The sequence below is a fragment of the Shewanella algae genome (genome assembly GCF_009183365.2).
Taxonomy (GTDB): domain Bacteria; phylum Pseudomonadota; class Gammaproteobacteria; order Enterobacterales; family Shewanellaceae; genus Shewanella; species Shewanella algae.
In genome coordinates, this window is record NZ_CP068230.1 from 1,494,551 (window position 1) to 1,508,209 (window position 13,659).

The following is a 13,659-nucleotide window of genomic DNA, read 5'->3' on the forward strand; positions in this document are numbered from 1 at the left end:
TTGATGTCCTGTAAGTTAATATTTTTATTTTATTATTATGGTGTTTGGTCAATGGCTCAGGCTTTTTCCTGCTCCATGTCATCCAGCGCCTGACGGCACTGAAGTTCGGCAGAATTGAGTTCCATCAACACCACCTTGATATCGTCCATCTGCTGTTGCAGTGAGGTTTTCTTCTCTTCGATCAGGGCCAACATGGTATTGAGCTGTGCATGGCTGCTCTTGTCGGCATCGTAGAGTTCAAACAGTCGGCGGGTTTCCGCTAGGGAAAAGCCCAGACGCTTGCCGCGCAGGATCAGTTTCAGTCTGACTCTGTCCTTGAGACTATAGATACGGGTCTGACCACGACGCCTGGGTTTGAGCAGACCCTGATCTTCATAGAAGCGGATGCTGCGGGTGGTGATATCAAATTCCTTTGACAGATCACTGATGGAGTAAGTGGTTTGTGGATTGTGGTTTGCGCTCATCGATAACACCATAAAATGGAACTTGTTTGGCAAGATATATGAAGTTTACGTAAAGGTAAAGTTTGTTGTGGCATTTTGCGAACTGTGAGGTGTCAATCCCTGCTGCCATCGGCCTTTGCCCGTATTGAAACACTCGTTTCAGTTGGCTGTTCATTTATCTCACAGCAGCAGATAGCGATACATGCTGCCCTTCGCTATGCCTATGTTTGCATTCCAATCGTTGTTGAAGGCCGGAGCGGATGAACAGCAAAATGCCCGCAAGCCAAAAGGCGCAGTTAGAGCAGGGTTTTAGGCTAACGTCTAATTGGGGATAGGGCCAAAAAAGACTATTAATTGTCCCAGGAAGGAAGGGAACGCAGTGCCGTCGCAGAACGGCGTCCTTTGGGAGGACAGATAATGATAGATCCGGGTTTAGCCCTGCATAAGGCGTCACTCGAGGACAGGACACAGTTTTGGGGCGAGTGTGCCCGTGCCATAGATTGGCAACAGCCCTGGGAGCAGGTGCTGGATGAGAGTGAGGCGCCATTTTACCGCTGGTTTAGCGGTGGCATGCTCAACACTTGCTACAACGCGGTGGATAGGCATGTGGCCGCAGGACGTGGCGAACAGACCGCCATTCAATATGTCAGCCCGGTAACAGATACCGAGTATGGCATCAGCTATAACGAATTGCAGCAGCAGGTGAGCCGCCTGGCGGGCTGGATGCAATCAGTCGGGATTAATAAGGGCGATAGAGTCGTTATCTATATGCCCATGGTGCCGGAAACCGTGTTTGCCATGCTGGCCTGTGCCCGCATAGGCGCGATACATTCAGTGGTGTTCGGCGGCTTTGCCGCCAATGAGTTGGCAACCCGGATCAACGATGCCAAACCCAGACTGGTGTTGTCTGCCTCCTGCGGTATAGAACCCTCAGGCGTTGTGCCTTATAAGCCATTGCTGGACAAGGCGCTGGAACTGTCCGAGCACAAGGTGGAAAACTGCCTTATTCTCGGCCGCAGTCAGTATCAGGCCGAGTTACAGCCCGGGCGGGATCATGACTGGCAGAATGCCATCTGTCAGGCGAGCCCGGCCGATTGTGTGGCGGTCGAAGCCACTCATCCCCTGTACATTCTCTACACCTCCGGCACCACAGGGCAGCCAAAAGGTGTGGTGCGCGACAATGGCGGCCACGCCGTGGCACTGGCCTGGTCGATGAAGGCTATTTACGACATAGACGCAGGCGATGTCTTCTGGGCAGCCTCGGATGTGGGGTGGGTGGTGGGCCACTCCTATATTGTCTACGCACCGCTGCTGGTAGGCGCCACCACCTTGCTGTTTGAAGGCAAACCTGTGGGCACCCCGGATCCCGGCACTTTCTGGCGCACCATATCCAAGTACAAGGTCAAGAGTTTCTTCACCGCACCGACTGCGATTCGTGCCATCAAACGTGAGGATCCGGAGGCAAGCTATGTGGCTCAAAGCGATCTCTCTTGCTTGAAAAATGTGTTTCTGGCCGGCGAACGTTGTGACCCGGATACCCTCAACTGGGCGGCCGAGAAGCTGGCCAAGCCAGTAATAGATCACTGGTGGCAAACCGAAACAGGATGGGCGATTGCCGCCAACCTGATGGGTGTTGCCCCTATTCGGGTCAAAGCCGGGTCACCGGCCAGAGCCGTGCCCGGTTATCAGGTGGAAGTATTGGACGAAATGGGTGAGCAGGTGGCTCCCGGGCAGTCGGGCAATGTGGTGATCAAATTGCCTCTGCCGCCCGGAACCCTGACCACGCTGTGGCAAAAAGATAAGCGCTACCATGACAGCTATCTGGCCATGTATCCCGGCTATTATCTCACCGGAGATGCCGGCTATATGGATGAAGAGGGCTATCTTTACATCATGAGTCGCATCGATGACATCATTAATGTGGCCGGTCACAGATTATCGACCGGACGTTTTGAAGAGGTGCTTTGTCAGCATCCGGCAGTGGCTGAAGCAGCGGTTATCGGTGTGGAAGATAAGCTCAAGGGCCAGGTGCCGCTGGGATTGGTGGTGCTCAAGATGGGTAATACCCTGAGCGAAGAGCAGCTACACAAGGAGCTGGTGGCCCTGGTGCGCCAGGAAATAGGCCCGGTGGCGGCGTTTCGTTTGGTAAGCGCCGTGCCCAAGTTGCCCAAGACCCGCTCCGGCAAGATACTGCGTGGCACCATGCGTAAAATTGCCGACAACCAGGAGTTCAAGGCGCCGGCAACCATAGAGGATCCCGCTACTCTGGATCTGGTACGCACCGCGCTGACCCGCATGGGCTATGCCGATTCTCTGGTGAAAGAGCACGCCTGAGGTTGACTTTCTCCTTTTGCGCCTGCCGTCGGCAGGCGTTTTTTTAGCTGTTTTTCATGTTGCAAAGGCGCGCCTCTTACACTTTGCCCTTTTAGTCGGCCTTTGCTAAGATGCCGCTGCTCCGTTTCGGGGCGACAACAAGTAGTTACATACAAAGTAGTTGCATCCAAGTTTTACATTCAGGCTTGCAACTTAAGCTCACTATGTAGCCTTATCATTCCGGCCGCAGGGACGACCTTGCAAGCGCCTTATCTATTACCGGGGACGACCCCTTTTTAAAAAGGGACGAGTCCATGAACTGGATACTCTTAATCCTCGCTGGTTTGTTCGAAATCGGTTGGGCCATAGGCCTTAAATATACCCATGGCTTTACCAAGTTGGTTCCCAGTCTATTGACCTTGGGTGCCATGGCCATCAGTGTCGGTTTGCTTGGGCTGGCGACCAAGTCATTGCCAATAGGCACGGCTTACGGTGTTTGGGTTGGCATAGGTGCCATGGGCACGGCATTGGTGGGTATCTGGCTGTTCGGCGAGAGCACCAGCCTGATGAAAATCGGCAGTTTACTGTTGATTTTTATTGGTGTCTTGGGGCTGAAACTGGCCAGCTGAACCCGGAGGTTTGCCTGTTAATCGTGTTTTTCAAACAAGGTTATCGCCAAGGGCGACTGGTAATTAACTTTCGTTAATCAGTATAATTAATCCACTCAAGGCCGGCTGTTTGCTCACAAAACGGCCGGCTCCTCTGCTACCCGTGGAATTAATAACAATGCAAACCCACAAGCATCTTTCTGACATCGGGGTCATAGGCCTGGGTGTTATGGGCAAGAATCTCGCTCTCAATATCATAGATAACGGCTATCGGGTCGCGGCGTTCGATCTGGACAGTCGCAAAGTGACTGCTGCCGAAAACCAGGCCAAGGTGGAAGTGACCGAGAGGGAACAATTGCTGTTTGGCTGTAATAATCTTACTGATTTGATGGCAAATTTAGCAACACCGCGCATCCTGCTGCTGTCCATCCCGGCCGGTACGGCAGTCGATGCCGTATGCCAATCCCTGCTTGATGCCGGGATTGAGCGCGAGGATATAGTCATAGACACGGGCAATAGCCTGTGGACAGACACCATAGCGCGGGAGCAGCGCTATCGCGATCAGTTTATCTTCTTCAGCTCAGCCGTATCCGGCGGTGAGGTGGGGGCCAGATTCGGGCCCTCGTTGATGCCAAGCGGTGATATCAAGGCCTGGGAGCGGGTTGCTCCCATTTGGCGGGCAATAGCTGCCAAGGTGGATGGTGACACCGGATTGCCGCTGGAGCGATTCGAGCCCGGCAACCCGGTTACCCAAGGGGAGCCATGCACGGCTTACATAGGCCCGGCCGGTAGCGGTCACTATGTGAAGATGGTGCACAACGGCATTGAATATGCCGACATGCAGTTGATTTGCGAGGCTTATCATTTGCTAAGCCAAGTGCTGGGCCTTGATGCCTACGCCATTGCCCTGGTGTTCGAGCGCTGGAATACAGGTGTGCTCTCCAGTTATCTGATGGAAATCAGCGCCGAGGTCTTGCGGCAACAGGACCCATTAAGCGACAAGCCTCTGGTAGAGATGATCCTCGATAAGGCGGGGCAGAAGGGCACTGGCCTGTGGACGGCTGTCAGCAGCCTGCAGATAGGTTGCCCGGCGCCCACTATCGCAGAAGCGGTTTATGCCCGCGCCATCAGCACTCAAAAGGTTCTGCGCCAGAGTTTGGCCAGCAAGTTGGTCGGTCCCGAAGCGCGAGACACTCAATCGGCGGCCTCGGACGAGCAACAAAGCTTTATTGATGGCCTGGAGAGTGCACTCTATTGCGCCAAGGTGAGCTGTTATGCCCAGGGATTCCAGTTGATGGCGATGCAGGCTCAGGAGCAGGGATGGCAGCTGGATTTTGCCGCCATCGCCAGGATCTGGCGCGCCGGCTGTATTATTCGCGCCAGATTCCTGCAATCCATAGCCGCAGCCTACGACAGCGAGCCGGAATTGGCCAATTTGCTGTTGGCCGATGGCTTTGCTTCAACGCTTTCGGCGCGCCAGCAGGCATGGCGGCAAACGGTTGCCAAGGCGGTACTTGCTGGTGTGCCTGTGCCCTGCATCTCATCGGCGCTTTCTTACTACGACAGTTATCGCAGTGAAACGCTGCCAGCCAATCTGTTGCAGGGGCAACGGGACTTTTTCGGAGCGCATAGTTTTGAGCGCATAGACCAAGCTGCCAACGAGCGTTATCACCTGGATTGGAGTGACCCCAAGCGGCCGCTGATTAAGCTGGATTGAGGGAAAACGGGCCGGGCAGAACACTATCACCGGCCAACGAAAAAGGCTTCCAACTGCATGGCAGTGGAAGCCTTTGTTATTGCTATCCCTCTGTTATTGCTTCCCTGGGTTAAATGGTAAACACCAAGCCTAAGCTGAACAGGGCACTGAACATCATGGTCAGTTTGGCTGTACGTCCCAGCAGGGGATTCAGCGCCGCGCCCGATACTTGCGTGAAATCGCTGGACAGCCTGCGGGCCATCAGCAGCGCGAGGCCCGTCAGCAGCACAGGCAGCCCAGGCAGCAAGCCCAGCAGGAAGCCTGCGATAATCAGACCGAAGGGTAAGTAAACCAACGCCTGGTACAGCACCTTGGACTGGGCCTCACCTATGCGTACCGCCAAAGTGCGCTTGCCGGCTTTCTCGTCGGTATAGATATCGCGGGTGTTGTTAACCAGACAGATGGCGGCATTGAGCAGGCCCACAGCGCTACCCAAAATCCAGGCTGCGGTGCTGGTATCACCGGCCTGCAGGTAGTAACTGCCGACAACGGCTACCAAGCCAAAGAAGATAAAGGCCGCCACTTCGCCAAGGCCGTGTGAGGCCAGCGGGTATGGGCCGCCGCTGTAACCCAGGGCGCCCATAATGGAAGCCGCCGCCAGAATGGCAATCGGCCAGCCTCCGTGCCAAATGAGGAAAGACCCCACAACCAATGCCAGCAAGAGGCAAAAAATCATCGCGTTGCGTACTTTCTGCGGATCGAGCAAGCCACTCTGGGTGACCCTTATCGGCCCCAGTCGCTCCTCGGTATCTATACCGTTTTTAAAATCAAAATAGTCATTGGCCAGATTAACTGCAATCTGCAGTAACAGGGCACAGACCATGGACGCCACTGCAATGGCCCAACTGAAGCTCTCCAGTTGCAGAGCCAGTATGTTACCTATCAGCAAGGGTCCTATCGCCGCAGGCAAGGTGCGCGGCCGTGAGGCTAAAATCCAGGGGTTCATCTTGTCCTTTCTTCAGAGTTAAAGACGGAAAAACAAGCTAAGGATACCAATTTTCCACTTGAAAGTTAGCACAATCGGATAAATGCATTTAACAGAGTTTGAGTCAGCGCACATTTGTACCCGTGCGGATTAAAAAAATGCAGCCATAATCAAATTACCCTTGGGTTTTATGTGTTCTTATTGTTAAAGAATACCCGGTATTTCATGGGCTTAATGCTAATGCAGAGGTTAATATGATGGGGTTTGGGGGCAGGACAGCCCTTATCAGCGGTGCCGCCTCGGGCTTGGGGCGGGCTTTTGCCATAGGATTGGCACAAAGGGGCGCCAGCCTGGCGCTGCTGGATATCGACAGCTGTAAAGATACCTTGAATGCGCTTTCTGCTTTGGGGGCAGATGCCAAAGCCTGGCAATGTGATGTTGCCGACGAACAGCGGGTCGCCAAGGTGTTGCAGGAAGCCTGCGACCACTTTGGTACCATAGAGCTGCTGGTGGCCTGCGCCGGGATCCACCATCCCTGCTCATTTGAAAAGTTGACTGCCAAACAGTGGCGACGGCAGTTGCAGGTGGATCTCGATGGCAGTTTCTTCCTTTGTCACGGCCTCTGGTCACGAATGAAGGCACAGGAGTATGGCCGGATCCTGCTGCTCGGCGGTGTCAGTGGTGTTTTCGGCGATCTGTTCGAAAGTGCCTGGGCCAGTGCCAAGATGGCTTTGCTTGGATTAACCAATAGTCTCAGTCGTGAAGGCAGTATTCACAATATCCGCGTGAACAGCCTCTGCCCCATGGTCACCACTCCCATGACGGAAAAACATCTGGCACTGCCGGTGCAACCCCTGTTTGGGGTGAATGCACCTTTGGCAGCCGGGTTGTTTCTGCTCAGTGAACAGGCGCCTAATGGCCAGCATCTTTTGGCGGCGGCCGGCAGTATCAGCCGAGTGAGAATGGCTGAAACCGAGCCGGGTTATTTCCATGCCGGCGCCTGTACGCCTGAGCTTTTGGCCAGAGCATGGCCGGAGCTGAGTGTGGCCACTCCGCTGGGATTCAGCGACAGCGGAGAGGCACAAATCGTCAAATGGGCCAGGCAGGCCGCTGCCGAGCATGATATAGAGATAGAATAAAGGCTTCTGGTCACGAAGGGCGGTTCTGGGTTAATCTTTGCGGTATATGTCAGCCAGTTAACAGAATTTTATGAGCCAGGTTTTAGATGATCTCTTGTCACTGCTCGCGCTTGAACAGATAGAAATTGGACTTTATCGGGGCCAGAGCCAGGATCTGGGTTTTGGTCATGTGTTTGGCGGTCAGGTCATGGGCCAAGCCCTCAGCGCTGCCCGTCGCACTGTGCCGCAAGAGCGCCAGGTGCATTCACTGCATTCCTATTTTTTACGGGCAGGCGATGAAAAGTTGCCGATAGTCTACGAAGTCGAAAACATGCGTGACGGCGGCAGTTTCAGTGCCCGTCAGGTGAAGGCGATTCAGAAAGGGCGGCCGATTTTCTACATGACCTGTTCCTTCCAGGAGCCGGAGGAGGGTTTCAGCCACCAGGCAGAAATGCCAGAGGTTCCCGGCCCTGAAGGGATACTCAATCAGCAGGAATTGGCGATGACCATGAGGGACAAGGTGCCCGCCAGAATGCTGGAGAAGTTTATGGCCGATGCCCCCATAGAGATGCGCCTGGTCAATCCGCTCAACCCTGTGGCACCTGCGGCGACTGAACCTGTACGCCATGTTTGGCTGCGGGCCAATGGCGCCTTGCCGCCTGAGCATGAAATGCACGATTACCTGCTGGCGTACGCTTCGGATTTCAACTTTTTGGTGACGGCAGCTCAGCCTCATGGGGTGTCATTTCTGACCCCAGGGATGCGGATGGCCACCATAGATCATTCACTCTGGTTCCATCGTCCGGTCAATATGGGCGAGTGGTTGCTGTATGCCATAGAGAGCCCCAATGCCAGTGGTGGCCGGGGTTATGTGAGAGGGCAGTTCTTCAACCAACAGGGAGAACTAGTGGCTTCGGCCACTCAGGAAGGCCTGATACGTATGACTGCCAAATAAGGGAATGAAAGATGATTAAATATGTAAAAGGGCTGGTCGTTGCCGCCGGGATAGTCTTTCTCGGTGCCTGTGTTACGGTTGACCCCAAGGCACCGGTTATCGTCAACGGGGCGGCGGGCTACCTGGAAAGAGTGGCCTTGCCTCAAGGCTCAAGTATCACAATTGCCATCATAGATTTGGATACCCCAGGGGTAATCGTGGCGCAAAAGAGCTTTGATATTGCCAGGGCGCCGGTGCCGTTCAAATTCATTTTGCCGGCGGAAACCGTTGAGTCCAATGTCAACTATGGTGTGGTGGCCATGATCCAGTATCAGGGGCGAGTGATATTCCAGACCTATGACAGATACCCTGTGATCAACAATGACAAATTTACCACCGAAGTGCTGATGAAGGCGGTGCCTTTACCGCAATTGGATCAGCGTTAAGCGTTGCCGCAGGATATGAAAAGGCGCCACTTGGGCGCCTTTTTTACTTGTTACACTCTGAAAATACTTATCTGTTTCTTCAAGGCGGCGGCCAGCTCGGTCAACTCTCTGGCGGAGTTGACGGTTTCTGTAGCGCGGATATCGCCTTCGCGGGCCAGATCTGTTATCTGGTGCAGATTACGGGTGACTTCATCGGCCACCGCGCTTTGCTGCTCTGTGGCACTGGCGATACTGCTGACAGATACCGCCAGATCGGCAATTCGCTGGGCAATGGCGGTCAACTGATTGTTGGCTTCCTCTCCCTGCTCGGCGGAGCGATTACCCAACTGATGACTCTGATCCATGCGTGTAGCCGTGTCCTTGACCTTGGCCTGCAGTGAGGTGATGGTCTGGCCGATTTCCGAAATCGATGCCTGAGTGCGGCTTGCCAGAGTGCGCACTTCATCGGCCACCACTGCAAAACCGCGCCCTTGTTCGCCGGCGCGGGCGGCTTCGATGGCGGCGTTCAGTGCCAGAAGGTTGGTTTGCTCGGCGATGCCATTGATAACTTCAGTGATGGTGTTGATGGCTTCACTCTCTTTGGCTACCCCTTCGACGGCGGTATGGCTCTCGCTCAACTGTCTGCTGAGGGTTTCCAGCCCTTGCACCACCTGGGTCAGTTGCTGGTGTCCGGCGCGGGAGGCTTCATCTACCTGCTGGCTCTGGTTGGCGCTTTCACCGGCGTGGTTGGCCACATCGCGTATCGAAGTGGACATCTCCTCAATGGCAGTCGCTATTTGATCGGTTTGAGCCATTAGCGCCTGAGCTTCGTCGCCGTTGAGACGGGCAACTTCCTGGGCCTGTTCGGCCTGGTATTCCAGAGTTTGTACTGAGCCCTGCAATGCCTGGATCAGCTGTTTCAGTCCCTGGGTCATTTCGGTGACGCTGTTGCTTATCCGCACCACTTCGTTTTCGCTGCGGCTGTCTAGTTTGGGCAGGTCATGGCTGAAGTCGCCTTTGCCCAGGTTTTCCATGTGGCGCTGCAAGGTTTGCAGTGGTCTGACAGTGCGTACCAGCACGACAGAGAGCAGGGCGGTGATCACCAGAATACCAATCACGGCAACCAGGGCGTTGATCAGTAAAAGAGTCTGGCTTTCCTCATTCAACTCGGCGGCTTTGACCTGACCGATAAGCTCCCAGTTCCAGCCGGGGATGGTGGCGCTGTAGGCAATCATCTCCACGCCTTTGCTGTTGTGATAGCTCTTGACCCCTTCACTGTTCATCAGCTCATCGAGTGGCAAGCCATCGAGTTCTGCCTCTGTCACGGTTTGTCCCTGAGCCAGGCTGGGGTGAGCCACTACCACCTTGTCGGCGCGGCGCAGCAGCAGGTAGTTGCCGCTTTCTTCCAGGCGCAGCTGTTTGACCGACTGCTGCAACTGCACCAGAGAGTCACTGATGTCGAAGCCTATGTAGAGAATACCTATCACTGAGCCCTGAACATCCTTGACCGGACGGTAAACCGTCATATAGTCGCGGCCGAACAACTTGGCATAGCCCTCATAGACCTGGCCCTGAATAAGTTTTTGATAGCCCGGGTGTTTTGTTCCCAAATAAGTCCCCAGAGCGCGGCTGCCATCGGCCTTTTTCAGTGAGGTGGCAATACGTAGAAAGTCATCGCCGTCACGAACGAACACAGTGGCATTCCCGCCTGTGAGGTTGGCATATCTGTCGACTTTACTGCGGGAGGAATTGAGCTGTTCCTTTTCATGCATCAATGCCGGGGTATCTATCCCCAGGACTCTGACAGTTTTGTTTTCCGGTTTATGGAATTGGCCTGGATACATGGCCCTGAATACATCGGCATTGCGACGGGCCAGGGACAACAGGCTCTCGTATTGCAATGCCAGCAGATCATCGACCCCATGGATCTGTTGCTCCATGGCGGTTATCGCTTTCTCTTTCAAGGTCGATGAGGCTGTCAGGTAGGAGATGCTACTCAGGATGCCAAACACCAAAATCGTCAGCACAAAAGCCAGTGTGCCGATCTGTTTGGCGATAGGCCAGTTGCGGTAATTCATTATCGTTATTCCTGTATGACCGGTTTGTTGAACTTTATCTCATTCACGTTAAACAAGTTTTGACCTGAATCTAACTATGGGCTCGCCCCTTTATTTTAGAGGAAGCTTGATTACAGCAGTACAGTTTGGGCAAGTTTTTAGTTCTTTATATTGTATACAAAATAAAATATGTGATATAAAAGTTGCGGTTTTGTTACCGCTACGGGTTAAAACAAAAGTGGGGCAAGCCAGGGAGTAGAAAGATAAATAGAGCTAACTGATTGATTAATATTAGAGGAAGGGAGAACGAGTATGAGAATGCAGCCATTGGCTATCGCCATTTCCTGCCTGTTGGGGGCTTCGGCATCGGCTTGGGCCGAACAGAGCGCGGCAGAACAGGTGGAACGGATTGAAGTCACAGGGTCGAGGATTAAGCGTGTCGATATGGAAGGCGCGACCCCGATCACCACTATTACCGCCGATGAGCTGGCCAAGTCCGGGTTTGCCACGGTCGGCGATGCCTTGCGTTCCTCCAACCTCAACGCCTTCGGTTCCTGGGGTGGTGGTTCCAACAATGGTTGGGGTTCCCAGGCTACGGTACAACTCAAAGGGGCTTCGGCCTTCAATACGTTGACGCTGCTGGATGGCAAACGTATGGCCAAGTCCCCTGTGCTGGATGGCGGTGCGGCCAATATCAATACTATTCCGATGGCGGCGGTCGAGCGGATTGAGATACTGACAGACGGCGCCTCGGCGATTTACGGTACAGACGCCATTGCCGGTGTGGTCAATATTATTCTCAAGAAGGACTTCGAGGGTATCCAGCTGGACGGTCGGATGGACAGGCCCAGCAATGAAGGCGGTGATTCCTCCAATCTGTCGTTCACCGGTGGACTCAATTCCGATAAGGGCCACCTGGTGTTCACCTTTGAACACTATGAGCAGAAACCCATCATGCAGTCGCAGCGCTGGTTTACCCAACCCTTTGTGGTACCGGGTGGCGATGCATCCGACTATCAGGATTGGGTCAATATTTCGCCCACCGGCAGGGTGCTGACCCAAGGGGCGGCAGGAAACTGGGTTTATTCGGCTCCCTTTGCCAACAGTGGCAGAGGCTGCGCCGATGTTTATGGTGATAAGTTTGTCGGTGTGCTGAACGACAGCGATTATCCCGGCGATACCCTGTGCGCCTATGACTATACCAAGGCCGCAGCCACTACAGTGGATCAGAGCCGCAACAATACGCTGTTGCACTATACCTATGAGCTGAGTGATTCGCTGCAACTGACTGCCAGAGCCTATTGGGCAGCCAATGAAACCCGGGATATTTCGGCGCCGGTCCCGGCCTGGATCAGCATTCCCAACGGTTTACCCGCCTATACCACAGCCGAGGGGCTCGAGTTGGTTGAGCTGATGGCCGACCCTTCTGCCGGAATGAACTTTCGCTTCGATACCGCGGGTGACAGGGTCGCCGAGCATCATGACAACATCTTTGACTATCTGCTGGCGCTCAACGGCACTGCCGACTTTATCAGTTGGGATCTTGCATTCAACTACAATAAATACAGCAACTTCACTTGGGGGACTGGCTATCAACTCAAGGGCGCCAGCTCAGATCTTATCGGTCATTGGGACACAAACAGCAACAGCTTTGTCGGCTGGGATCCCAGAGACCCGAATTCCCCCATGCCCGGGGGCGCTACCGCCAACTATGATAAGCGCATGACGGCCACCTATCTGGATATCAATGGCGGCGCTTCCATGGATTTGTTCGAGTTGCCCGGTGGCTTCAGTGCCTTGTATGTTGGCGCTTCCTATCGTGAAGAATCACTGGATTCCAAGGTGGATGCCTTGGCTGAGGCCGGCATGATAACCGGCGGCAACGGTGGCAGTGGCGGCGAGGGCGAGCGTGAAGTTTGGGCTACCTACTTCGAGTTTATGCTGCCACTGTTTGACTCGCTGGAGTTGAATCTGGCCGGGCGCTACGATGATTACTCGGATTTCGGCGGTACCTTCAACCCTCAGTTGTCGCTGCGTTATCGGCCGCTGGAGTCCTTGATGTTGAGGGCATCCTGGGGCACAGGATTCAGAGCGCCTACTCTGTCGGATCTCTATCAGGGCACCAGCGAAAGCTATGGCGATATTACCAACTACCTGAGTTGTTACGATAATCAGGAAGATATCGACTCTTGCAGCCGCACCGACAATGCACCGACCCTGACCGGCGGCAATCTGGAACTCGAAGCCGAAGAGTCTGAATCCTACAATCTGGGGCTGGTATGGGATATCAATGACAATTTCAATGTCTCGGTAGATTATTGGTCGCTGGAGATCACCAATATGATCGAAGAGTTGTCGGCCAGTGAAATCGTCCGCACCCAGGCAAGACTCTGGCAGGCGGCAGATGCCCAGGGGCAGCCCAGACCCGATGTCAGCGATATCTATCCTGGCACTGCGATTTCCCGCTTGGGTAATGGCCGTATCGACTATGTGCAGAGTCAGAAACTCAATCTTGGCCGCAGTGAGCGTGAGGGGCTGGATCTCAGCTTCAGTGGCACTCTGGAAACAGAGTTTGGTGACTGGAAGTTGGGCCTCGGCTGGTCACACTACTTCAAGTATACCTATACCTATGCCAGCGCCGGAGAACAGGTGCTGGGGGATGATGTCGCCGGGCGAGAGGGCACCCCGGAGGACAGATTGAATCTGACGCTGGACTGGAACTATGGCGACCATGCCGTCAGCTATTTCAGTAATTTTATCGGTAGTCAAACCAGCTGGGATGTTCTTGATGACAGTTGGGATCCGGCGACGGGGCAAACTATTGATGACGGCAAGCTCTATGAACTCGACAGTATCTGGTATCACAACCTCAGTTACACCTATACCTTACCCTGGAACAACAGCTTGTCGCTGGGAGTAACCAACCTCACCGATGAGGACCCAGTGCTGGCCTACGACGGCAGCTATAACTCCAACCTGTACGATATCCGCGGTCGAACCTACTGGGCTGGCTTCCGTCAGGCGTTTTAACGCCGCTCCCTTGATCCTCGTTGGATCTTCAGGCACACCCGTTTGGGTGT

At 54.2% G+C, this 13,659-nt stretch carries 10 protein-coding genes; 7 read left to right on the forward strand and 3 right to left on the reverse strand.

What is annotated here, in order from left to right; genetic code table 11:
* Window positions 1-56 precede the first annotated feature (56 nt).
* Window positions 57-464 (reverse strand): MerR family transcriptional regulator, encoded by a 408-nt coding sequence (locus E1N14_RS06710; protein WP_025009395.1) that lies wholly within the window; start codon window positions 462-464, stop codon window positions 57-59.
* Between the two features lie 396 nt (window positions 465-860).
* On the opposite strand from E1N14_RS06710, the gene E1N14_RS06715 reads away from it, so the two are divergent.
* The 3 genes from E1N14_RS06715 to gndA all read left to right on the forward strand — a co-directional run bounded on the left by E1N14_RS06715 (window position 861) and on the right by gndA (window position 5,081).
* On the forward strand, window positions 861-2,777 hold the full coding sequence (locus E1N14_RS06715; RefSeq protein ID WP_062793299.1) for a propionyl-CoA synthetase: 1,917 nt from the start codon (window positions 861-863) through the stop codon (window positions 2,775-2,777).
* A 293-nt stretch (window positions 2,778-3,070) separates the two neighbouring features.
* Complete coding sequence (sugE, locus tag E1N14_RS06720) at window positions 3,071-3,385, forward strand: quaternary ammonium compound efflux SMR transporter SugE (protein WP_025009394.1); 315 nt, start codon at window positions 3,071-3,073, stop codon at window positions 3,383-3,385.
* Window positions 3,386-3,542: 157 nt separating this feature from the next.
* Window positions 3,543-5,081, forward strand: coding sequence for an NADP-dependent phosphogluconate dehydrogenase (gndA, locus tag E1N14_RS06725; protein WP_025009393.1), 1,539 nt, complete (start codon window positions 3,543-3,545; stop codon window positions 5,079-5,081).
* A 109-nt stretch (window positions 5,082-5,190) separates the two neighbouring features.
* On the opposite strand, the gene E1N14_RS06730 is transcribed toward gndA, so the two are convergent.
* Window positions 5,191-6,066, reverse strand: a complete 876-nt coding sequence (locus tag E1N14_RS06730) for a 1,4-dihydroxy-2-naphthoate polyprenyltransferase (protein ID WP_025009392.1) — start codon at window positions 6,064-6,066, stop codon at window positions 5,191-5,193.
* Between the two features lie 233 nt (window positions 6,067-6,299).
* Here E1N14_RS06730 and E1N14_RS06735 point away from each other — a divergent pair, with 233 nt between their 5' ends.
* The 3 genes from E1N14_RS06735 to E1N14_RS06745 all read left to right on the forward strand — a co-directional run bounded on the left by E1N14_RS06735 (window position 6,300) and on the right by E1N14_RS06745 (window position 8,543).
* A complete protein-coding gene (locus E1N14_RS06735) occupies window positions 6,300-7,184 on the forward strand; it encodes an SDR family NAD(P)-dependent oxidoreductase (protein WP_051472579.1) in 885 nt (294 codons plus the stop codon).
* A 70-nt stretch (window positions 7,185-7,254) separates the two neighbouring features.
* Window positions 7,255-8,118, forward strand: coding sequence for an acyl-CoA thioesterase II (tesB, locus tag E1N14_RS06740; protein ID WP_025889848.1), 864 nt, complete (start codon window positions 7,255-7,257; stop codon window positions 8,116-8,118).
* 11 nt (window positions 8,119-8,129) lie between these two features.
* A complete protein-coding gene (locus E1N14_RS06745) occupies window positions 8,130-8,543 on the forward strand; it encodes a YbaY family lipoprotein (protein WP_025889849.1) in 414 nt (137 codons plus the stop codon).
* Between the two features lie 50 nt (window positions 8,544-8,593).
* Here the strand turns inward: E1N14_RS06745 and E1N14_RS06750 are convergent, their stop codons facing one another.
* Window positions 8,594-10,600, reverse strand: a complete 2,007-nt coding sequence (locus E1N14_RS06750; RefSeq protein WP_062793298.1) for a methyl-accepting chemotaxis protein — start codon at window positions 10,598-10,600, stop codon at window positions 8,594-8,596.
* A 291-nt stretch (window positions 10,601-10,891) separates the two neighbouring features.
* On the opposite strand from E1N14_RS06750, the gene E1N14_RS06755 reads away from it, so the two are divergent.
* Window positions 10,892-13,609, forward strand: coding sequence for a TonB-dependent receptor domain-containing protein (locus E1N14_RS06755; protein WP_025009388.1), 2,718 nt, complete (start codon window positions 10,892-10,894; stop codon window positions 13,607-13,609).
* Window positions 13,610-13,659: the final 50 nt, after the last annotated feature.